Raw genomic sequence first — 21,297 nt, forward strand, 5'->3', positions numbered from 1 at the left:
CGGGAATGCAACGCGTCAGCACGGCGGGATCGTTGAGCGCCTGCCATAGCACTTCGACCGGTACCTCTATGGTTTCGGCACCGCCGATATCGAGCTTCATGGCGAGCGCCCTTACAGTCCAAAGAGCCGCTGCGCCAAACCACCATTGATGGCGGCGCGCTCGGCCTCGGAGAATTGGGTATCGGCGACGATTTTGGTCGGCGCGAGATCGCCGATCGGAAACGGCATGTCCGAACCCATCATGATCCTGTCAGCACCGACGATGTCGGCGAGGTAGCGCAGCGCACGAAAATCCTGCACGATGGTGTCGTAATACATCGCCGCCAGCGCCGCGTCGGGATCGCCGAGCTTGTCCTTGTCGAGCGAATAATTCCTTCGCAGCCGGCCGATCACGTAAGGCAGCGCCGCGCCGCCGATGCCGGCGACGATCTTGGCATTGGCATAGCGGGTGACATGGCCGGCATAGATCAGCCGCGACATCGCGATCAGCGTATCGGTGATGCGCCCGACCGCATTGGCCATGCCGTAATCATGGACGCGGTCGTCGCCGCTTTCGAACACCGGATGGATGAACACCACCGAGCCCAACTCGTTGGCGGCTTCCCAGAACGGCGTCAGCGCGGGATCGTCGAGCACGCCACCCTTGCCCTTCGGCTGGGTGCCGATCATCGTGCCCTTGAAGCCCGCGGCATGCGCCTCGCGCAGCACCTCGGCGGCGCGCGCGCCGTCCTGCAGCGGAACGGTGGCGAGCGGCACGAGGCGCGGCTCGCGCATCGCGATTTGCGCCAGGTGGGTATTGATCAGCCGCGACCAGGCCGCGCCCTCCGCCGCCGGGACTTCATAGGCGAACATGTCGAGCCAGCCGCCGACCACCTGACGCTCGATCTTCTGCTCGTCCATCCATTTCAGGCGGGCGGGCAGATCGCTCAGCGGCTTCGACACCGGCCGGGTCGGCTTGCCGCCGCCAAAGGAGAAACCGAGGCTGCCGCCATCCTCGATCAGGCGGATCGACGGGAATTGCGCGGCCTGCGAACGAATCGAGTCCAGCAGGCTCGGCGGCACCAGATGGGCGTGGCAGTCGATGATCATTTGGCTTGCTCTTGCGGTTTGCCTTGTTGCGCGTCGGCGATGGCGTCACCGATGGCGGAAATGCGGATGGGCAGCTTGTTGAAGGAAATGCCGAGCGGCGACACGCAGTCATTGACCGCGGCCGAGATTGCGGCGGGCGCGCCGAGGTAGCCGCTTTCGCCAGAGCCCTTCTGGCCAAACACGGTGAATGGCGACGGCGTGCAGTGATGCACGATCTCGACCTCCGGAACCTCGTGGGCCGAGGGCAGCAGGTAGTCCATGAAACTCTGGGTCATCAGGTGGCCCTCGTCGTCGTAGACGAACTCCTCCAGCAGCGCCGCGCCGAGACCGTGGGCGAGGCCGCCGAGTGTCATGCCCTTGACGATGTGAGGATTGATCACGGTGCCGCAGTCATGGCCGATCACGTAACGCCTGATGTCGGGTTTGCCGAGCGCGGGATCGATCGCCATCAGCACCACGTGAAACTCGAAGGAGTGGCACGGATACATCTGCACCCGCCCGTCCTTCGGCAGGGTGCCGCCGGTCGGCACCTGCATCACATGCGTGCTTTCGAGGCCGGGCTCCGTGCCCTCCGGCAGCATATGATATTGGCGATGGGCAATGGTAACGAGTTCTATCCATGCCAATTGCTTGTCGGTGCTCGCAACACTGCCGTTTGCATAGGCCACTTTGTCCTCGGCAACGGCAAATTGATGCGCACCGATCCGCGTCAGCTTTGTCTTGAGTTTTTGCGCGGCGTGAAACGCTGCGCCGCCGAGCATGATCGCCATACGGCTGCCGACCGGCGAGTTGGACGGCAAACAGGCCAGCGAATCCGGGCGGATCACGCGGATCAAATCGGGCTCGATCTGCAGGACTTCGCCGACCACGGTCGCGACCAGGGTCTCGTGCCCTTGCCCCGACGAGGTGTTGTGGATGGTCACGGTGACGAAACCGAGCGCATCGATGACGATGCGGCAGGAATCCATCCAAGTGGTGGTGGTGTTCTTTTCGTTGAGCAGCGGCTCGAACGATGAATTGGCGCCTGATGGTTCGAGGCACGCCGCGATGCCGATGCCGGCGAGCAGGCCGGAGGCACGCAGGCGGTCGCGCTCCTTCTCCATCGATGCAAAGTCGATATGCGCGAACACCTTGTCGACGACGGTATGATAGTCGCCGCTATCATAGGTGCTCCCGCTCGGGATCAGATAGGGGAACTGGTCCTTGCGAATGAAATTGCGGCGGCGCACCTCGATACGCGCCAGGCCGGTGGCTGCGGCGACCTTGTCGATCGCGGTCTCGATCGCATAATTGGTCGGAGCCTGGCCGAAACCACGCACCGCTTCCTGCACAGCCTTGTTCGAAGTGACCGACTGCGCGCGGTACTGCACGCTTTCGATCCGGTACGGACCGACGATGGCGCCGATCGGCTTGCCAAGCTGGAACGGCGCGCGGCCGGCATAGGCGCCGGCATTATCCAATGCGCGGATCTTCATCGACTTGACGATGCCGTCGTCATTGAAGGCGACATCGATATCGAAAATTCGCTCGGGGCCATGGGCGTCGCCGCCGCGCATGTTCTCCAACCGGTCCTCGATCAGCCGCACCGGGCGGCCGAGCCGCCGGGCCAGATGCGCCACCAGCACGGTCTGCTTGATGCCGCGCTTGACGCCATAGCTGCCGCCGACGTCGACGTCCTGATGGACGCGAACGTTGTTGGCGGGAATGCGCAGGGCCCGCGCGATCTGGTCGGGGTATTTCGGCATCTGGATCGACGCCCAAACATCCAGCATGTCGCGCCATGGATCCCAGGACGCTGCGACACCGAAGGTCTCGATCGGCACCGTGGAGCTGCGGCCCCAGGTGACGCGGAACGAAAGTTCTCGAGGGCTCTCGGCGAAATGCTTGTCGACCTCACCCCACACGAAGGTGCGGTCGAGCAGCACGTTGGATCCATGAGCCGGATGTACCGGCGGGCTGTCCGGCTTCAGCGCCTCTTCCGCATTCATCACGAACGGCAGTGGCTCATAAATGACGCGAACTTTCTCGGTAGCGTCTTCGGCGAGCGCGCGGGTTTCGGCGACTACGGCCACCACCCATTCGCCGGCATAACGTGTTTGCCCTACCGCGAGCGGATAACGGCGAACGTTCGGCGTATCCAGCCCGTTCATCAGGGGATCGGTCGCCGCAGCGAGTTCATCGCCTGACAGCACGTAATGCACGCCCGGCATCGCCAGCGCCGCCGAGGCATCGATCGAGACGATGCGCGCGGCCGGATGCTGCGACGGCAGGATCGCGACATGCAGCAACCCTTCGAGTGCGACGTCGGCGACGAAGTGGCCCTGGCCGGCTACGAAACGGCGGTCCTCGCGGACGCGACGGTTGGTGGAGACAAAACGGAAGGTCGCGGGATCGGCGCTCATTTCGCCTCCACGACGGGTTTTTCGGTCAGTATCGGGCGCGGCGTGTTGGCGACGCGCAGGCGATCGGCGGCGAACTGCACCGCCTCGATGATTTGCCCGTAGCCGGTGCAGCGACAGATATTGCCGGAAATCGCCTCGGCAATGTCCTCGCGCGTTGGCGCCAGCGTGTTCTGCAACAGAGCGTGCGCGGCTAAAATCATGCCGGGCGTGCAATAGCCGCACTGCAGGCCATGGGTTTCGCAGAAGGCGTCCTGGATCACGCTGAGTTCGCCCGGCGCCGGCGCCAAGCCCTCGATGGTGGTGATCTCGTAGCCGTCGGCCTGAACCGCGAACATCAGGCAGGACCGCACCGGCTCGCCATCGACCAGCACCGTGCAGGCGCCGCAGACGCCATGCTCGCAGCCGGCGTGGGTGCCATTGAGCAGAAAATTCTCACGCAGCACGTCGAGCAGGGTCTTGCGCGGCTCGACATCGGCGACGCGGTTGACGCCGTTGATGCGCAGATCGACTTTCATCGCGCACCTTTCCCGGGGTTCGCAGCGGCGTTGTCGCGCGCCGCTTCGAGCGCGCGAATGCCGAGCGTGACCGCGACACGGCGGCGATAGGCAGCGCTGGCGTGCAGGTCGCTCATCGCGTCGAGTTCGCCGGAAGCGGCGTTGACCGCTTCGCGGATCGACGCCGCATCCAGCCTGGTTCCACTGAGCGAAGATACATCGAGCCGCAACGGCCGATCACCGACGCCGCCGACGCCGAGCGCGACGTCGAGGCAGCGCCCTTCCTCATCAAGGGCGACCTGTGCGGCGGCCGCGACGAAAGCAAAATCCGACTTGCGCGCGCTGATCTCGAAAAAGCCCGTACCGATGCGCTTATGCGGCCAGACCGGAAAGCGGATCGCACGCACGCATTCGCCCTGCCCGATCGCGGTAAGCATCGGCCCGACGAAGAAATCGTCAGAGGGCATCGATGCCGGGCCATCGGGCGTAGCGAGCAGGATCTCGGCGCCGAGCGTGACGGCAACAAGCGGAATCTCGGCCGACGGGTCGGCGTTCGCGATGGAGCCGCCGACGGTGCCGCGGTTGCGGGTCGGCGGATGCCCGACCCATGGCAGCACCCGCGCCAGCATCGGCACCGAGGCACGGATCACGGGATCGCGCTCGGCCTGCGCCTGGCGCGTGGCGGCGCCGACAACGACCGCGCCGTTTTCCTCGCGAATACCCGCAAGCTCAGGCAGGCGCAAAATATCGATCAGCTTTGCGGGACGCGCCAGCCGCATCGCCAGCATCGGAACCAACGTTTGCCCGCCGGCGATGACCCGCGCATCCTCGTCGCCCGCCAATAGCGCGCAGGCTTCGGCGAGCGTATCCGGTCTGACATAATCGAAGGGGGCGGGCTTCATTCGCTAGCCCGGCGGCGGGCCGGCGATCGCCGGCGACAGCACCGGGACGATCTGGTTTTCGGTACCGCCCTTTGCGGCCGCGGGGATCCGGATCGGATGGGTCAACACGCACTCCCATTGTTGCGGACAGCTTGTGAAAACCGCTGCCTTGGGATGGACGATAGAAGCCGCGGCCGGAAATTGTCAAATGTAAACTGAGGCAATTCGAAGTTACTGTGTGATTGAGTTGGTTCAATTAACCGAATGATCGAATACACCAATGTTGAATAATATTATTTATTATCAGTATCTTATCCGATAGATTCCTGAACCTGGCCACCGTATTGGCCTTCTAACCACTCCGACCCTATATCAAATATTGCAACAATTCAGAAATTGTACTAGTCAATGGATTGCCCACCAATTCGTCCACGCGGATCACAGGAATGACCGATTGGGTACCCAGCCTCGCCTCGCTCCCCGGGCCACGCTACCTAGCCTTCGTTGCCGCACTCGAGGTCGATATCGGCGCCGGCCGGGTCAAGCCCGGCATGCGATTGCTGCCGCAGCGTGATATGGCGCAGCGGCTCGATCTCAGCGTCGGGACCGTTTCAAAAGCCTATGCGGAAGCCGAACAGCGCGGATTGATATCGGGCGAAGTCGGTCGCGGCACCTTCGTGCAACGGCGGCGGCCAGAAGCGCGCGGCCCCGGCGCGTCGGAGGCGACGATCAATCTGGCACTGAACGTCCCGCCCCATACCGGCGAGGACGACGTCATTGCATCCGTGCTGTCGGACATCGTCGCCGATGGCGAGTTGTCGAACCTGCTCGGCTATCTGCCGCATCAGGGCCTGCCAAGGCATCGCGAGGCGATAGCGACCTGGTTCAGCTCGCTCGGCGTCGCAGCCGATGCCGACCAGCTCTTCATCACTCATGGCGGGCAGCATGCGCTGTCGATCGCGCTCGGCATGGTCGCAGCATCAGATGATACCGTGCTGACCGAGAGCTACACCTATTCCGGCATGCTGGCGCTGTCGGCGCAGTCGGGCTACCGGCTGCATGGCGTCGCCACCGACTCGCACGGGCTGATCCCGGAAAATCTCGATCGCGCCTTCACCGAGACCCGGGCGCGCGTGCTCTATTGCATGCCGACGCTGCAGACGCCGACGGGATCGGTGATGCCGCCGGCGCGCCGGCAGGAGATCGCCGGGATCGTGCGCCGGCACGACGCCTATTTGCTGGAGGACGATGCCTACGGCTATCTGCTGTCGCCGCCGCTCGCCCCGGTGTCGCGGCTCATTCCCGAACGCAGCTTCTACGTCGTCAGCTTTGCCAAGTGCCTGGCGCCGGGCCTTCGCATCGCCGCGATGATCGCGCCGGAAGCGTTTCGCGACCGCACGATCAACGCGCTGCGCGCCACCGGCTGGATGGCGGTGCCCGTGATGGCCGAAGTGGTGGCGCGGCTGATCCACAATGGCGGGATGGCGCGGCAGGCCAAGCTGAAGCGCGACAAGGCCGCGATACGCTGCGCCATCGCGCGGCGGGTGCTTGGCGAATGGCTGCCGGCCGCGAACACCGTTCCGGGCTTTCATCTCTGGCTGCCGCTGCCCGCCGGCCGCACGCTGGCGGCGCTGATCGCGCAGGCCGCGCAAGCCGGCATCACGCTCGCGCCGCCCGGGGCGCTGCGGCGGATGGAGAACGAAAGCCTCGGCGTCCGACTCTGCCTCGGTGCGCCCGCCACCGAAGCCGACCTTGAACGCGCGCTGGTCGAAATCCGGCGCATTCTCGAAATGGCCGAGGCGATCTCGTTCGTGTGAACAGCGGCACCCCGGAGCAGAACACGGCCACGCCTTGATCCAGGTCAACAGTTGTTGACCTGCGCTGGATACAAGGAAGACGCTCCTCGCTCTGCAAAAAGATTATCCAGGTAGAATGGTAATCCCTTCAACGAAGACGGAACAGGCTCCGTCAGTACAGTCTCCGTCAGTCCCAACTCGCGCGGTACGGTCAGTATCGTTGCCGCCGGCCGAGGAAAGCGTCGGCAGCGAAGCTTTTCGCGCCATCGACCGGATGCGCGAAGCCCTCACCGCGCAGTCGACCGGAGGAATTTCTCCGGCGTCGCTGGCCCTTGCCTTCTTTGATTGGTCCATTCATCTTGCGGCGGCTCCCGGAAAACGCCTCGAATTGATCGACAAGGCGTCACGGAAGGCGACTCGCCTGATGGCCCACTGCACAGCCGCAGCACGCGATCCCGATGCGCCGCCGTGCATCGAGCCGCTGCCGGGCGACTACCGGTTTCGCGCCGAGGGATGGCACAAGCAACCCTACAATTTCCTGGCTCAAGCCTTCCTGCTCAATCAGCAATGGTGGCACAACGTCACCCGCGAAGTGCCCGGCGTCGCTCCGCACCATGAAGAGGTGGTGTCCTTCGCCGCACGTCAGTTCCTCGATATGTTCTCGCCGTCGAACTTCCCGTTCACCAACCCCGAAGTGATCGAGAAAACCGTCGCGACCGGCGGGGCCAACCTCATTCGCGGGTTCCAGAACTGGGTGGAGGACGCCAGCCGGCTGATCACCAGGCAGCCAATATTGGGCACGGAGAATTTCAGGGCCGGCAAAGAGGTCGCCGTCACGCCCGGAAAGGTCGTTTATCGGAACCACCTGATCGAACTGATTCAATATGCGCCATCGACGGAGACGGTCATGGCCGAGCCGGTGCTGATCGTGCCGGCCTGGATCATGAAGTACTACATTCTCGATCTGTCGCCGCAGAACTCGCTCGTCCGCTATCTGGTCGGACGGGGCCACACAGTCTTCTGCATCTCCTGGCGCAATCCAGGCGCCGAAGATCGCGAGCTTACCTTGGAGGATTATCGACGTTCCGGCGTCATGGCCGCGCTCGAGGCCGTCAGCGCCATCGTTCCCGGGCGCAAGGTCCACGCGACGGGGTATTGCCTTGGCGGAACGCTACTATCGATCGCGGCCGCCGCCATGGCCCGCGCCGGCGACGACCGCCTGGCGACCGTCACTCTGCTCGCAGCCCAGACCGACTTCACCAAACCCGGTGAGCTCGCCCTTTTCATCGACCACAGCCAGATGCATTTTCTGGAGAGCATGATGTGGAACAAGGGCTATCTCTCCGCCGACCAGATGGCAGGCTCCTTCGAGCTTCTGCGCACCAACGACCTGATCTGGTCGCGGCTCGTGCACGAATATATGATGGGCGAGCGGATGCCCATGACCGATCTGATGGCATGGAACGCCGACTCCACCCGCATGCCCTACAAAATGCATGCGGAGTATCTGCAGCGGCTCTATCTCGACAACGAGCTTGCGGCCGGTAGTTTCATAGTCGACGGACGGACGGCCGCGCTCCAGAACATCCGCGCGCCGATGTTCGTCGTCGGAACCGAGCGCGATCATGTCGCGCCATGGCGGTCGGTCTACAAGATCCACTATCTCACCGATACCGACGTCACCTTCGTGCTCACCAGCGGCGGGCACAACGCCGGGATCGTCAGTGAGCCCGGCCACCAGCACCGGCATTTTCGCATCGCTTTCAAGCGTAGCGCCGATACTTGTCTCGCCCCGGACGAGTGGGCTGCAGCGGCCGAGTCGAAAGACGGATCATGGTGGGTGGATTGGACCAACTGGCTCGCCAGCCATTCCGCGCCGGAGCGGGTGTCACCGCCTGGTATGGGCGCCCGCGAAAGAGGTTATATGCCGACCGAAGATGCCCCAGGCACCTACGTATTCCAGCGGTGATGTCGATAGAATTCGGGGAAAGCGTCCTCGCGGTGGCCGTGGTCAAGACCGCAGTAGCGGTGTATCAGGAGCGGCAAATGCTGCTGTCGAACCACGGAACCGCGCTTGACCCAGATTCCCCCCACAAAGCCCTTCGTCGAAGTTCTCTCCGGCCGCAGGCAACCGGTCCCACCGCTATGGATGATGCGGCAGGCCGGGCGTTATCTGCCGGAGTATCGCGAATTGCGCGCCAAGGCCGGCGGCTTTCTCGATCTTTGCTTTACGCCGGAATATGCCGCCGAGGTGACGCTGCAGCCGATCCGACGCTTCAACTTCGACGCCGCCATCATCTTCTCTGATATTCTTGTGATACCCTACGCGCTCGGGCGTTCGGTGCGGTTCGAAGTCGGCGAAGGGCCGAGGCTCGATCCCCTGGACACACCGGACAAGGTCGGCACGCTGGCCTCGAAGGGTGACTTTACGAAACTCGAACCGGTCTATGAGGCGCTGCGCCGTGTGCGTCGCGAACTCGATCCAGAGATCGCGTTGATCGGTTTTTGCGGCGCGCCGTGGACGGTGGCAACCTACATGGTGGCCGGACAGGGCACGCCCGACCAGGCGCCGGCGCGGATGATGGCCTATCGCCATCCCGAAGCGTTTTCGAAGATCATCGACGTGCTGGTGGAGAACTCGATTCAATATCTGCTGGGACAGCTCAAGGCCGGTGCCGACGTGCTGCAGATTTTCGATACCTGGGCCGGCGTGCTGCCGCCGCGCGAATTCCAGCGCTGGTCGGTGGAGCCGACCCGGCGCATCGTCGAAGGCGTGCGTAGCCAAGTGCCCGGTGCGAAGATCATCGGCTTTCCCCGCGGCGCCGGCGCGCAGCTGCCGGGCTATGTGGAAGCCACCGCCGTCGATGGCGTCAGCATCGACTGGGCGGCAGAGCCGTCGCTGATCCGCGAGCGCGTGCAGACCAAAGTGGCGGTGCAGGGCAATCTCGATCCGCTGGTGCTGATCGCCGGCGGCGAGGCGCTGGACCGCGCGGTCGACGACGTGCTGGCGAGTTTTGCCGGCGGTCGCTTCATCTTCAACCTCGGCCACGGCATCCAGCCGGAAACCCCGATCGCGCATGTCGAGCAGATGGTGGCGCGGGTGCGTGCGTATCGGGGGTAAGGCGAAGGATGCGCGCGCTTTCCTTCTCCCCTTGTGGGAGAGGGAAGAAAGTCACACCGGCCGGCTGCGCTCGATAATCTCGGCCGCACCCTTGGCCAGCAGATCGAGCCCCACGGCGCGGCCGAGTTCGCGCGGACGATCGGCCGGGCCTTCGCGGGTGACTTCGATGAACTGCCCGCCGGCTTCGTCCAGCACCGAGGCGGTCAGCGTCATCTGCACGCCGTCGATGGTCGAATAGGCTGCGACCGGCGAGTTGCAGTGGCCGTTGAGCACCCACAGCACCTCGCGCTCGGCGTCGCAGCTCAGATGCGCCCAGGGATCGTCGATCAGGGAAAGATAGCGCCGTGTCTGCCAGTCGCCGGTAGCGCATTCCACCGCGACGATGCCCTGCCCTGCCGCCGGCAGCATTTCGCGCGGCGAGAATTCATGCGAAATCCGGTTGGCAAGCCCGACGCGTTCCAGCCCGGAGCGCGCCATGATCAGGGCATCGGCCGGGCCGACCTCACCGCCGCCGGGCAACCGCTGCAGTTCGCGATTGTCGAGTTTTCGTACCCGCGTATCAGCGGCGCCGCGAAAATGAATCACCTCGATTTCGGGAAACAGCCGCCGCGCATAGGCAGCGCGGCGCACCGCATTGGTGCCGATCCGAAAACCCCTGCCGGCGGAACGGTTGATTTCTTCGAACGAAACGCCGGGCCGCAGCACCAGCGCATCGGTCGGCGGATCGCGCGCCAGTGTCGCGCCGATCACCAGCCCCGGCGTGTCCTCGTTGCCCGGCATGTCCTTGAGCGAATGCATCGCGGCGTGCAGTCTGCCCGCCCTGACGGCGGCGCGGATTTCGGCGACGAAGGCGCCGCCCTTGCCGCCATGCATCAGCAGCTTGCTGGTCTGGTCGGTATCCCCGACAGTTTCAAACTTGACGATGTCGACGTCGAGCTCGGGCGCGGCGGCTTGCAACCGCCGGGCGATTTCCTCGGTCTGGGCCAACGCCATGGTGCTCTTGCGCGTGCCGATACGCATTGAAACTGCCACCATGAGCTCCATTCGGTCATGCGCGCGAAAAACATTCGCGCCGGGTTTGTTCTATCCGCAAATCCTAGGGTGGGCAAAGCCAACGGGCGCACAAAGACGCGCCTTTGCCCATCCCACGGCCCTACCGACCGACCAGCGCCAGTATTTTCACGGCGGCGCGCAGATGCGGCTTGTCGATCATCTTGCCGTCGATCTTGACCACCCCGGAATTGGGATTGTCGTCGAACGCTCTCACGATCTTCTCCGACCAGGCGATTTCCTCCGGCGTCGGCATGAAAGCGGCGTTGACGACGTCGACATGCCTGGGGTGGATCACCGCCTTTGACAAAAATCCGTCCTGACGGGCGGCGATCGCCTCTTCCTTCAGGCCTGCGAGATCGTCGATGTCGGTCGCGATGGTGTCGATCGCCACCACGCCGATGGCGGCGGCGCTGATCAGGCAGAGATCGCGCGCCAGCAGGAACGGGCCGTGAAAGCGGCCATTGCTGCGGTTGCGCGAGGCGCCGAGCGAGGCCGCGAGATCCTCTGCACCCCACATCATGCCCCACAGCCGCGGGCTGGCGCCCTCGAAGTCGAGCAGTTTTGTCACGGCCCGCGCGGTTTCGGTCGCGACCACGACGATCCGGGTGGTGCCCGACCCGGTGCCGAACGCCGCCTCGAAGGCGTCGAGATACAGCGCCAGATGATTCACACTGGCGGCACCTTCGCATTTTGGCAATACGATGCCGTCGGGACGGCCCGGCATCACAGCGGCGAGATCGCCGAGCGTCATCCCGGTATCGAGCGCGTTGACGCGGATGTAGATCTTCTGGGCGGGATTACGCGCGCCCAGCATGTCGCGGGTGATGCCGCGCGCGGTCACCTTCTGGTCCGGCGCGATTGAATCCTCAAGATCGAGGATCAGCGCGTCGGCCGCGGTCTTCTTCGCGCTTTCGAATTTCCGGACGCTGTCGCCGGGAACGAACAGAAATGAGCGCATCGATTCAGGCCTTCGGTTCAGGTTTGCAATGCATCAGTCCGGTGCGGCGGCAGCTTGCCACCACCTCGCCGCGCTGGTTGGTCGCGGTGTGCTCGAATTCGACGATGCCCTGGGTCGGTCGTGACTGACTGAGGCGTTTGGAGATGATTTTGGTATGCGCCTTCAGCGTATCGCCGTGAAACACCGGTTTTGGAAACTTGACGTCGGTCATGCCGAGATTGCCGATGGTGGTGCCGAGCGTGGTGTCGTAGACGCTCATGCCGATCATGATGCCGAGCGTGTAAAGGCTGTTGAACAGCCGCTGGCCGAACTCGGTATTTTCCGAGAAATGGGCGTCGAGGTGCAGCGGCTGCGGATTCATCGTCATCAGGCTGAACATGGTGTTGTCCATCTCGGTGACGGTGCGACTGAACTCATGATGATATTCGCGGCCGACCTCGAACTCCTCAAAATATAATCCTGCCATTGCGTCCCCCCGTTATCAGGTGTTGATTGCTTCAATAACGCCCGTCAGCGCCCGGTATATTTTGGCGCCCGCTTCTCGACGAAGGCGTTGAGCCCTTCCTGACAATCTTCCGTGCTGGCGACAAGGGCAAAGCTCTCGGCCGCATTCTCGACCGAGCGGCGGTAGTCGGCATCCACAGCCCGCATGAAGGCGTCACGGCCGATCTTCATGACAACAGGCGACTTGGCGGCCAGACGCCGCGCAAGCTCCCGGGCCCGCGCCAGCGCCGTGCCCTTCGGTACTACCTCGCTGAGAAGACCCATGCGGAACGCGGTTGCAGCATCGAAGGGATCGCCAAGAAACAGCGGCCCAAAGGCCTGATGCTTGCCGACCAGTCGCGGCAATTGCACGAAATGCAGCGCCGGAATCAATCCGACATCGATCTCGGGATAGCCGAAGGTGCAGGCATCCCCGGCGATGATCATGTCGCAGGATATCGCGATGGTCATGCCGCCGGCCCGCACCGCGCCATCGACCGCGGCGATGGTCGGCTTGCCCATGCGGTACTGGATGTCGTTGAGGGCGAAATAGAGCCGCTCGAGAAAGCCCTTGGTCTCGGTCGCGCGCTTGCCCCTGATGATGTCGAGATCGAGCCCGGCGCAAAATACCTTGTGGGCGCTACAGATGATAATCGCGCGCACGCTCTCGTCGTCCCGCGCCTTCGCCAGCGCCGCCAGCAGCGCGTCAATCAGCGCGAGGCTCAGCGCATTGACTGGGGCGCGGTCGAGCGTGATCTCGGCAATCGCATCGGTAACGGCATAGCGGACGAGGTCCTGGGCCATGGCGCATGGTCTCCTTGTGGTCCGGCCTAGCAGGCGCAGGTGCGGACAATGCCGGCGCTGATCAGGCCGTCGATGGCATCCGAAGCGAAGCCGGCGTCGAGCAGGACATTGCGGCTGTCGGCGCCGATATCAGGCGCCGGCCGCAGGTCGTCTTCGGATGGTCCCGCGATACCCGGCGTGCGCGCGGTATAAATCTTCCCAATGCCAGCTGTGTCCTGACAGACCGCGCCCCTGGTCGCCTCGACATGGACATTGTGCAGCCAGTCGCCGGGAGTGAGGATATGTTCGGCGATGATATCGGCCGCGTGAAGCCGCCCGAGCCAGGTTTCGCTGGTTTCAGTCAGGAAAACCTCGCGCAATTGCGCCATCAGCACGTCGGCCGCATCGGCGCGCCTGGCAAAATCCTGATAGCGCGGATCGCTGGCGAGATCCCCGCGTTCGATCGCGCTGCAGAGGCGCTTGTATTGCGCTTCGTTCACCAGCGTCACCATGATCCAGCCATCGCTGGTCTGATATGAGCCCGCTGGCACGTTGAGCGCGCGCGGGGTACCGCCTTCCAGCACATATTCGGCAGCCTTGTGGCCGAGCAGGGCTGCGGTGGATTGCGCGAGGTTGACGTCGATCCAGCGGCCGGCGCCGACGGTGGCGCGGGCGAACAGCGCAGTGGCGATGGCCTGAAATGCGTACACCCCGGTGGCGACGTCGGAGATGGTGTGGCCGACCCGGTGCGGAACCTTGTCGTTGCCGAGGTTGACCGAGACCAGTCCGGAAAAAGCCTGCGCCACCGAATCCGAGCCAGGACGCTTTGAATACGGACCGTCCTGTCCGAAGCCGGAGATCGAGAGATAGATCAGGCCCGGATTGTCGCGCGACAGTTCCTCATAGCCGATGCCGAGCCGCGCGGCGACGCCGGGACGGAATCCCTCGATCAGCACGTCGCTCTCGGCGGCAAGCCGCTTGGCGATCACGATGCCCTCGGCTTGCTTCAGGTCGAGGCACAGGCTGCGCTTGCCCCTGTTGTAGACCGCCGACAGTGCGGTGTGGCTGCCATAGGTGGTCCCGAGGTAGCGCGACCAGTCGCCCTCCGGCGGCTCGACCTTGATCACGTCGGCGCCGTAAACACCCAGCAACATCGCGCAATAGGGTGACGCGATGCCCTGCCCGAAGTCCAGCACCCGCAAGCCGCGATAGGGCGCTTCATGCGTCGGCGACATTTTCCGTTTGACGGTCATTTTCTTGTTTTTCCCGGCGGAGGGGTGACCGCTCGACGCGGTCCGTAAACAGAAGAGGATGGCTATCGGCGAGTCAAGGATTCGGCGAATTCCGCACCACGGGACGAACCTTGATCCCAATCAACAATCCAGATCAGGTCCCGCGCTAGTCTTTATAGCTGCGGCAACGGCCATCATGCACCCGGAGCCTACGCGACATGAACAAGCAGCTCGGCCCCGGCGCACCCGCAAGCGGGGAAGCGTTGCCACAGGCGTCGCCTCCGTCAGCCGTGCACCCGGTCGGGGAACCGCCGGCGCAGCCACGATTTGCGACCCGGCGCTGGATCATCGTCGCCATTGCGGTGCTGCTGCTTGCCGCGGCCGGCGGCATCTGGTGGTCGGTCGGCAGCGACGCCGTTGTTCGATATGAAACCGCGCCGGTCACCACCGGCGGGATTGCCCGCGGAATCAACGCCACCGGCACGGTCAATCCGGAATTGACCATCATCGTCGGGACCTATGTCTCCGGCGTGATCCAGGAATTGACCTGCGATTACAATACCCAGGTGAAGCGCGGACAGATCTGCGCCAGGATCGACGGACGCCCCTACCAGAGCATCGTCGATCAGGCGAAAGCCAACCTCGCCGTCGCGCGCGCGCAACTGGAGAAGGACAAGGCATCGCTGACCTATGCCAAGGTGGCGTATGAACGGCTGGCGACACTGGTCGAGACCAAAGCCGTATCGAAAGACGCCTACGACAGCGCGCACAGCGAATACTTGCAGGCCCTTGCCCAGATCACATTTGACGAAGCGACCATCCAGCAGCGCCAGGCCGTGCTGGACGCCGCACAGGTCAACCTCGATTATACCAAAATCATCTCGCCGGTGGACGGCACCGTGGTTTCGCGCAACGTTACCATCGGGCAGACTGTCGCGGCCAGTTTCCAGACTCCCACGCTGTTCCTGATCGCGACCGACCTCACCAAAATGCAGGTTGACGCCAATGTCAGCGAAAGCGACATCGGCGGCGTCAGGCAAGGCAACAAGGCGACATTCACCGTCGATGCCTATCCCAGGCGTGTATTCGAGGGGACGGTAAGCCAGGTTCGGCAGTCCCCGCAAACGGTGCAGAACGTCGTCACCTACGACGTCGTCGTCAGCGTCCAGAATTCCGATCTCGCGCTCAAGCCAGGCCTCACCGCCGCGACGCGTATCCTGACCGACCAGCGTAGCGACGTGCTGCGGGTTCCGAACCAGGCGCTGCGCTATGTCCCGACCGGAAACGCCGCTCGCGAAACGGCACAGCCGCGCATCTTTGTGCTTCGCGACGGCAAGGCCACGCCCATTCAGGTTGCGACCGGCCTCGACGACGACGAATTTACCGAGATCGCTCAGGGCGATCTCGAGCCGGGCGACAACGTCATCCTCGGCGAAGCGCCGAGCGCGGCAAAGGGGCGCGCGAGCGTGCCGCGACCGCGACTCTGATTGAACAGCCGACAACGCGGCAATGGACTGAAATGGCGGAGCCGGTCATCAGGATTGAAGGCGTGTCGCGGACATATCATGTCGGCGACATCGACGTTCATGCGCTTCGCGAGGTCGACCTGACCGTCGAGCACGGCGAATTCATCGCCATCATGGGCGCGTCGGGATCCGGCAAGTCGACGCTGATGTCGATCCTCGGTTGCCTCGACCGGCCGAGCTGCGGCCACTACTGGTTCGACGGCATCGACGTGGCGCAGCTTGCCGAGCCCGATCTCGCGGGCCTGCGCAGCGAACGGCTCGGTTTCGTGTTCCAGAGCTTCAATCTGTTGCCGCGCACCAGCGCCATCGACAACGTCGCCCTGCCACTGTTGTATGCCATGTCCGGCCAGGCCCATGCGCGAATGCGCTTGGAGCGGGCGCGCGCGGTGCTGGACAAGCTCGGGCTGCGCGACCGCGAACGCAACACCCCCGGCCAGCTCTCCGGCGGGCAGCAGCAGCGCGTCGCGATCGCCCGCGCGCTGATCAATCAGCCCAGCCTGCTGCTGGCGGATGAACCGACCGGCAATCTCGATACGCGCAACTCTCACGAGATCATGCAGACGCTCAGTTCGCTCAACCGCGAACAGGGGGTCACCATCATCGTGGTGACCCACGAGCCCGACGTCGCCGCCTTTGCCGACCGCGTGCTGACCATGCGCGATGGCCAGATCATCTCGGATGTGCGCAAGCCAAGGCTCGAAGCGACTACCCCGCAGACATCCGCCCCGGCCGGCCCGGCACGCGAGCAGGCCCTGCCCTTCCCGCTCGCGCCGTCGCGCTTCGCCGCATCGTCGGGCGCATCATGGCCGTTCGCATGGATGGTGATGACGGCGGCGGCGGAGGCGATCTGGCGCAACAAGATGCGTTCGGCACTGACCATGCTCGGGGTCTTCATCGGCGTCGCCGCCCTGATTGTCATGGTGTCGCTCGGCCAGGGGGCCAACGAGGCGGTCCGCAAGGAAATCGCAAGGCTCGGCACCAACCTCGTGGTGATCGTGCCCGGCGCCGCCACCAGCGGCGGCGCACGCGGCGGATCCGGCAGCGCATCAACACTGACCGTGGCCGACGTTCAGGCGATCCGCCGGGAAGCGCCGGCCGCAGGCGAAGTGAGCTATCTGATCCGCCAGTCCGGCCAGATCCGGTTTGCCAGCCAGAACTGGACCACCGGCATCCAGGGCGTCAGCTTCAACTACCCGCCGATGACGAACTGGCAGATCGCCGCCGGGCGGGCGATCACATCGGAGGACGAGCGGAGCGCCGGACTTGTCGTCGTGCTCGGCGAGACCGTGCGCCGGCAATTGTTCGGCGCCTCGCAGAACCCGATCGGCGCGCTGGTGCAGGCCAGGGGCGTCTCACTGCGAGTGATCGGAGTGCTCGACAGCAAGGGGCAGACATCGTTCGGGCAGGACCAGGACGATCTCATCATGGTTCCGTTCACGACCGCCGAGCGCAAGATTTTGGGGGTGGCTGCGCCAAGCCAGGCGCAAACCGCCATCAACTGGATCTATCCGGCGCCGCCGAATCCCTACGGGCTGCAGCCGCGCATGACCGGCTTCGTGAACCAGATCTACGTGCAGGCGGTGGACCAGAACAGCATTCAGACCGCGATCAGCCAGGCCACCGATATTCTGGCCCGCCGTCACCGCATCCGGCCGGGCGCCAGCAATGATTTCTCGGTCCGCAACCTCAGCCAGATCGCAGAGACCGCGGAGGGCAGCAGCCGCATCATGGCGCTCCTGCTGGCCTCGGTGGCATCGATATCGCTTCTGGTCGGCGGCATCGGCATCATGAACATCCTGCTGGTTTCGGTGACGGAGCGGACCCGGGAGATCGGACTGCGGATGGCGATCGGCGCCCGACGGCTGCACGTGCTATTGCAGTTTCTGGCCGAGGCGATCTTCATCAGCGTCAGCGGCGGCATCGCCGGAATTGTCATCGGCGCGGCACTTTCACTGGCGGTCTCCGCCATCACCGGCTGGCCGGCGCCGATATCGCTGGCAGCCATAGCCGGCGGATTCCTGTTTTCGGCCGCCGTCGGCATCTTCTTTGGCTACTATCCGGCCCGCAAGGCCGCCCGGCTCGATCCGATCGAAGCGCTGCGCTACGAGTGAGCGGTTTGACCTCGCTCAATATCCGCCATGTCCGGCCTGATCTACTGGCGCCATGACAAAATATATCAGATCGTTTCTCGAACTCGGGTTGAATGACGTCGGGCTGGTCGGCGGCAAGACCGCCTCGCTCGGCGAACTGTATTCGACCCTCGCATCCGAAGGGGTCGCCGTTCCCAACGGGTTCGCCATCACCGCCGACGCCTATCGCGATGCGCTGTCGCAGCCTGGCGTCGCGGAGCAACTGCATCAGCTGCTCGACGGTCTGGACAAGAGCAAGATCAAGCGGCTGGCTGCCGCCGCTGCCAAGGCGCGCGCCGTCATCTACCAGGCGATGGATACCGCGCCGGTCCGCGACCAGATCATGGAAGCCTACCGGCAGCTGGAGCGGGAAGCCGGCAAAGGCGTCGCTGTCGCGGTGCGCAGTTCGGCGACGGCGGAAGACCTGCCGACCGCGAGTTTTGCCGGCCAGCATGAAAGCTTCCTCAATGTACGCGGGCCGAAGGACCTGTTCGAGGCCTGCCGGCGCTGCTTTGCCTCGATCTTCACCGATCGCGCGATTTCCTACCGCATCGACAACGGCTTCGACCACTTCAAGGTTTTCCTTTCCGTCGCCGTAATGAAAATGGTGCGTTCCGACATCGGCGCCAGCGGGGTCATCTTCACGCTCGATACCGAATCCGGATTTCGCGACGTGGTCTTCGTCACCGGCTGTTACGGCCTCGGCGAAACCATCGTGCAGGGCCAGGTCGATCCAGACGCGTTCTACGTGCACAAGCCAACCCTCGCCAAGGGCTTCCGCCGCGTGTTGCGGCGCCGACTCGGCGGCAAACAGATCCGGATGATCTACGGCAAGCACGGCGGCAGCCATGCGACGCTGACCCGGAACGTGCCGGAAGCCGAGCGGCGGAAATTCTGCATTTCCGATGCCGAGGTACTGAGCCTTGCTGATTTTGCGGTGCGGATCGAGGCGCATTACTCGAAACATGCCGGCGGGCCAATGCCGATGGATATCGAATGGGCCAGGGACGGCGGCGACGGCAAGCTCTACATCATCCAGGCGCGGCCCGAGACGGTGGCTTCGCAGCGTTCGGCTGAAATGTTCGAGACCTACAATCTCAAGGAAAAAGGCTCCGTCATCGTCACCGGCCGCGCGGTCGGCGAAAAGATCGCCTCCGGACGCACCCGCCGCATTGCCAGCGCGCGGGACCTCTCGACCTTCAAGCCGGGCGAGATCCTGGTGGCGCCGGCAACCAGTCCGGACTGGGAGCCGGTGATGAAGATCGCGGGCGGCATCATCACCGACAAGGGCGGTCGCACCTGCCACGCTGCCATCGTGGCGCGCGAACTCGGCATTCCAGCCGTGGTGGGTGCAACGCACGCGACCGAAAGGCTGAAGACCGGAACCAACGTCACGATCTCCTGCGCCGAAGGCGATGTGGGAAACGTCTATCAGGGCGCGGTGGCCTTCGACGTCACGCGAACGCCGCTGAGCGAACTCAAGGCGCCGCGCACGCCGATCATGGTCAATGTCGGCACCCCCGAAATGGCATTCCGGACCGCGATGCAGCCGCAATCGGGCGTCGGCCTCGCCCGCATGGAGTTCATCATCTCCGAGCATATCGGCGTCCACCCGATGGCGCTGCTCAAGCCGGACAAGATCGCTTCGGCGAAAGCGAGAACCGCGATCGCCCGTCTGGTCGAAGGCTACAAGGCGCCAGCCGACTTTTTCATCGAGAGGCTTTCTGAAGGCGTCGGCACCATTGCCGCGGCGTTCTATCCGAAGCCGGTGATCGTGCGGCTCTCCGACTTCAAGACCAACGAATATGCCAGCCTGCTCGGCGGCGAGGCCTTCGAGCCGAAAGAAGAGAATCCGATGCTGGGATTCAGGGGCGCTTCCCGCTACAGCCACCCGGCCTACGCGGAAGGGTTTGCGCTGGAGTGTGCCGCGCTGCGCCGGGTGCGCGAGGAAATGGGACTCTCCAATCTTCGCATCATGGTGCCGTTCTGCCGGACCGTCGAAGAAGGCAAGCGCGTGATCGCGACCATGGCCGCCAACGTCCTGAAGCGCGGCGAGAACGGACTCGAGATCTACGTGATGTGCGAGATTCCGAACAACGTCATCCAGATCGACGCGTTCGCGCAATTGTTCGACGGCTTCTCGATCGGCTCCAACGATCTCACCCAATTGACGCTGGGGGTCGACCGCGATTCCGATATCGTCGCCTTCGATTTCGACGAGCGCGATCCGGGTATGCTGGAGATGTTCAGGCTGGCCGTCACCGGGGCCAAACGTAACGGGCGGCACGTCGGCATCTGCGGCGAAGCGCCGGCGAATTATCCGGAGATCGCGCGCTACCTGACGCAGCTCGGCATCGATTCGATCAGCGTCAATCCATCGAGCGTGTTTCGCACCATGGCGGCGGTTCGCGAAGCCGAGGCCGCGAAGTATACGGCTTGACGCGACGCAGCATAATTGCTGCACCGCGGCCTACTGTACATGGGGTTGTTTTCGTAATTTTTTGTCCAGGCCCGCCGGGCTAGCCGCCTGGCGCGGATTCGGCGTGAATCCGCTCGGCCGCGGCGTTGACCCTGGTCATGGTTTCCGTGAGCTCGACATAGGGATCGTCGCCGATCGTCACCGTGCCGTAGTTCGAATTCTCACCGTCAAACCGCCCTTCCGCCGGCTGGTCGGCATGCTCGAACCAGTGGTAACCGACCACATTGGGCTTGCGCAGGGCGGCGGTGACGTAGCGCTCGAAGCACTGGGCGCGCTCGGTCTGGCTGGCGACCCGAGGCCCGGCACCGTGGCCGTTGGGCAGGCCGGCATCGTCGCCGCGGAAGGAGAATTCCGAAATCAGGCACGGCTTGCCGCCAGCGGCATAGGCATCGATCTGCGGGGTCGCATCGAGTTCGTAGCAATTGAACGAGATCACATCGAGATAGCGGACTGCCGCGGCGATCACACTGGATTGCGCCTGATAGCCGAAGCGGGAGCCGATCACAAGGTGATTGGGGTCGGCAGCCTTGATGGCCGAGACGCACACCTCGAAATATCGATCGGCGACGACGGCCAGGAAGGCGTCGCAATCGGCGGAAAATGCCGCGCGGGCCGGGTTGGCGAGGTTGGCCTTGAGCTCGATCGCGTCATTCAGGCCTCCGGCTGGCATTCGGAAGAACGGCGCTTCGACACGTCCCATCGCGGCGAGTTGCTCCCATGAGCGCGCCGGCGTCTGCCAGACCGCGTTGAACTGCGAGAATTCGCGATAATGCTCCTGCAGTCGTGCGATGGCGGCGACGCGGCCGGGGCGGTGCGACGGCAGATTCAGAAACAGCGTCAGCAGCTCGTCAGCACCGCGCCAGTCGGGTGA

15 protein-coding genes and 1 pseudogene are annotated in these 21,297 nt (G+C 64.1%); 6 read left to right on the forward strand and 10 right to left on the reverse strand.

Features of this window, described 5'->3' with window-relative positions; translation table 11 throughout:
• Positions 1–111: 111 nt before the first annotated feature.
• From Q8N40_RS02815 to Q8N40_RS02830, 4 genes are read right to left on the reverse strand one after another with little or no spacing between them, the layout of a single operon-like run.
• Entirely contained in the window at positions 112–1,089 is a 978-nt protein-coding gene (locus tag Q8N40_RS02815) for an amidohydrolase family protein (protein WP_305710727.1), read from the reverse strand.
• Positions 1,086–3,491, reverse strand: a complete 2,406-nt coding sequence (locus Q8N40_RS02820; RefSeq protein ID WP_305710728.1) for a xanthine dehydrogenase family protein molybdopterin-binding subunit — start codon at positions 3,489–3,491, stop codon at positions 1,086–1,088. The genes Q8N40_RS02815 and Q8N40_RS02820 overlap by 4 nt, the downstream gene beginning before the upstream one ends.
• A complete protein-coding gene (locus Q8N40_RS02825; RefSeq protein ID WP_305710729.1) occupies positions 3,488–4,006 on the reverse strand; it encodes a (2Fe-2S)-binding protein in 519 nt (172 codons plus the stop codon). The genes Q8N40_RS02820 and Q8N40_RS02825 overlap by 4 nt, the downstream gene beginning before the upstream one ends.
• Positions 4,003–4,887, reverse strand: a complete 885-nt coding sequence (locus tag Q8N40_RS02830) for a xanthine dehydrogenase family protein subunit M (RefSeq protein ID WP_305710730.1) — start codon at positions 4,885–4,887, stop codon at positions 4,003–4,005. The genes Q8N40_RS02825 and Q8N40_RS02830 overlap by 4 nt, the downstream gene beginning before the upstream one ends.
• Before the next feature lie 425 nt (positions 4,888–5,312).
• Here Q8N40_RS02830 and Q8N40_RS02835 point away from each other — a divergent pair, with 425 nt between their 5' ends.
• The 3 genes from Q8N40_RS02835 (at position 5,313) to hemE (ending at position 9,783) form a co-directional block, all read left to right on the forward strand.
• Entirely contained in the window at positions 5,313–6,683 is a 1,371-nt protein-coding gene (locus Q8N40_RS02835) for a PLP-dependent aminotransferase family protein (protein WP_305318854.1), read from the forward strand.
• Between the two features lie 115 nt (positions 6,684–6,798).
• Positions 6,799–8,631 (forward strand): PHA/PHB synthase family protein, encoded by a 1,833-nt coding sequence (locus tag Q8N40_RS02840; RefSeq protein ID WP_371135595.1) that lies wholly within the window; start codon positions 6,799–6,801, stop codon positions 8,629–8,631.
• A gap of 114 nt (positions 8,632–8,745) precedes the next feature.
• Positions 8,746–9,783: a uroporphyrinogen decarboxylase gene (gene hemE / locus Q8N40_RS02845; protein WP_371135596.1), complete on the forward strand. Its 1,038-nt coding sequence runs from the start codon at positions 8,746–8,748 to the stop codon at positions 9,781–9,783.
• A 51-nt stretch (positions 9,784–9,834) separates the two neighbouring features.
• On the opposite strand, the gene hemC is transcribed toward hemE, so the two are convergent.
• From hemC to Q8N40_RS02870, 5 genes are all read right to left on the reverse strand, one after another.
• The gene (gene hemC, locus Q8N40_RS02850) at positions 9,835–10,818 is read right to left on the reverse strand and encodes a hydroxymethylbilane synthase (protein WP_305318852.1); all 984 of its coding nucleotides are present in this window, start codon (positions 10,816–10,818) and stop codon (positions 9,835–9,837) included.
• Between the two features lie 118 nt (positions 10,819–10,936).
• Entirely contained in the window at positions 10,937–11,794 is an 858-nt protein-coding gene (locus Q8N40_RS02855) for a CoA ester lyase (RefSeq protein WP_305318851.1), read from the reverse strand.
• Positions 11,795–11,798: 4 nt separating this feature from the next.
• Complete coding sequence (locus Q8N40_RS02860; RefSeq protein ID WP_305318850.1) at positions 11,799–12,260, reverse strand: MaoC family dehydratase; 462 nt, start codon at positions 12,258–12,260, stop codon at positions 11,799–11,801.
• 44 nt (positions 12,261–12,304) lie between these two features.
• Positions 12,305–13,081, reverse strand: coding sequence for an enoyl-CoA hydratase/isomerase family protein (locus tag Q8N40_RS02865; protein ID WP_305710732.1), 777 nt, complete (start codon positions 13,079–13,081; stop codon positions 12,305–12,307).
• A 26-nt stretch (positions 13,082–13,107) separates the two neighbouring features.
• Positions 13,108–14,313: a CaiB/BaiF CoA-transferase family protein gene (locus Q8N40_RS02870; protein WP_305710733.1), complete on the reverse strand. Its 1,206-nt coding sequence runs from the start codon at positions 14,311–14,313 to the stop codon at positions 13,108–13,110.
• Between the two features lie 197 nt (positions 14,314–14,510).
• On the opposite strand from Q8N40_RS02870, the gene Q8N40_RS02875 reads away from it, so the two are divergent.
• The 3 genes from Q8N40_RS02875 to ppsA all read left to right on the forward strand — a co-directional run bounded on the left by Q8N40_RS02875 (position 14,511) and on the right by ppsA (position 20,387).
• Complete coding sequence (locus Q8N40_RS02875) at positions 14,511–15,779, forward strand: efflux RND transporter periplasmic adaptor subunit (RefSeq protein WP_305710734.1); 1,269 nt, start codon at positions 14,511–14,513, stop codon at positions 15,777–15,779.
• Positions 15,780–15,841: 62 nt separating this feature from the next.
• Entirely contained in the window at positions 15,842–17,929 is a 2,088-nt protein-coding gene (locus Q8N40_RS02880; RefSeq protein WP_305710735.1) for an ABC transporter permease, read from the forward strand.
• Positions 17,930–17,981: 52 nt separating this feature from the next.
• Entirely contained in the window at positions 17,982–20,387 is a 2,406-nt protein-coding gene (gene ppsA, locus Q8N40_RS02885) for a phosphoenolpyruvate synthase (protein ID WP_305710736.1), read from the forward strand.
• 79 nt (positions 20,388–20,466) lie between these two features.
• Here ppsA and Q8N40_RS02890 read toward each other — a convergent pair.
• Positions 20,467–21,297 (reverse strand): annotated as a pseudogene (locus Q8N40_RS02890) (agarase); the annotation flags it as partial.

Source organism: Bradyrhizobium sp. (assembly GCF_030693485.1).
In the GTDB taxonomy this organism is placed as follows: domain Bacteria; phylum Pseudomonadota; class Alphaproteobacteria; order Rhizobiales; family Xanthobacteraceae; genus Bradyrhizobium.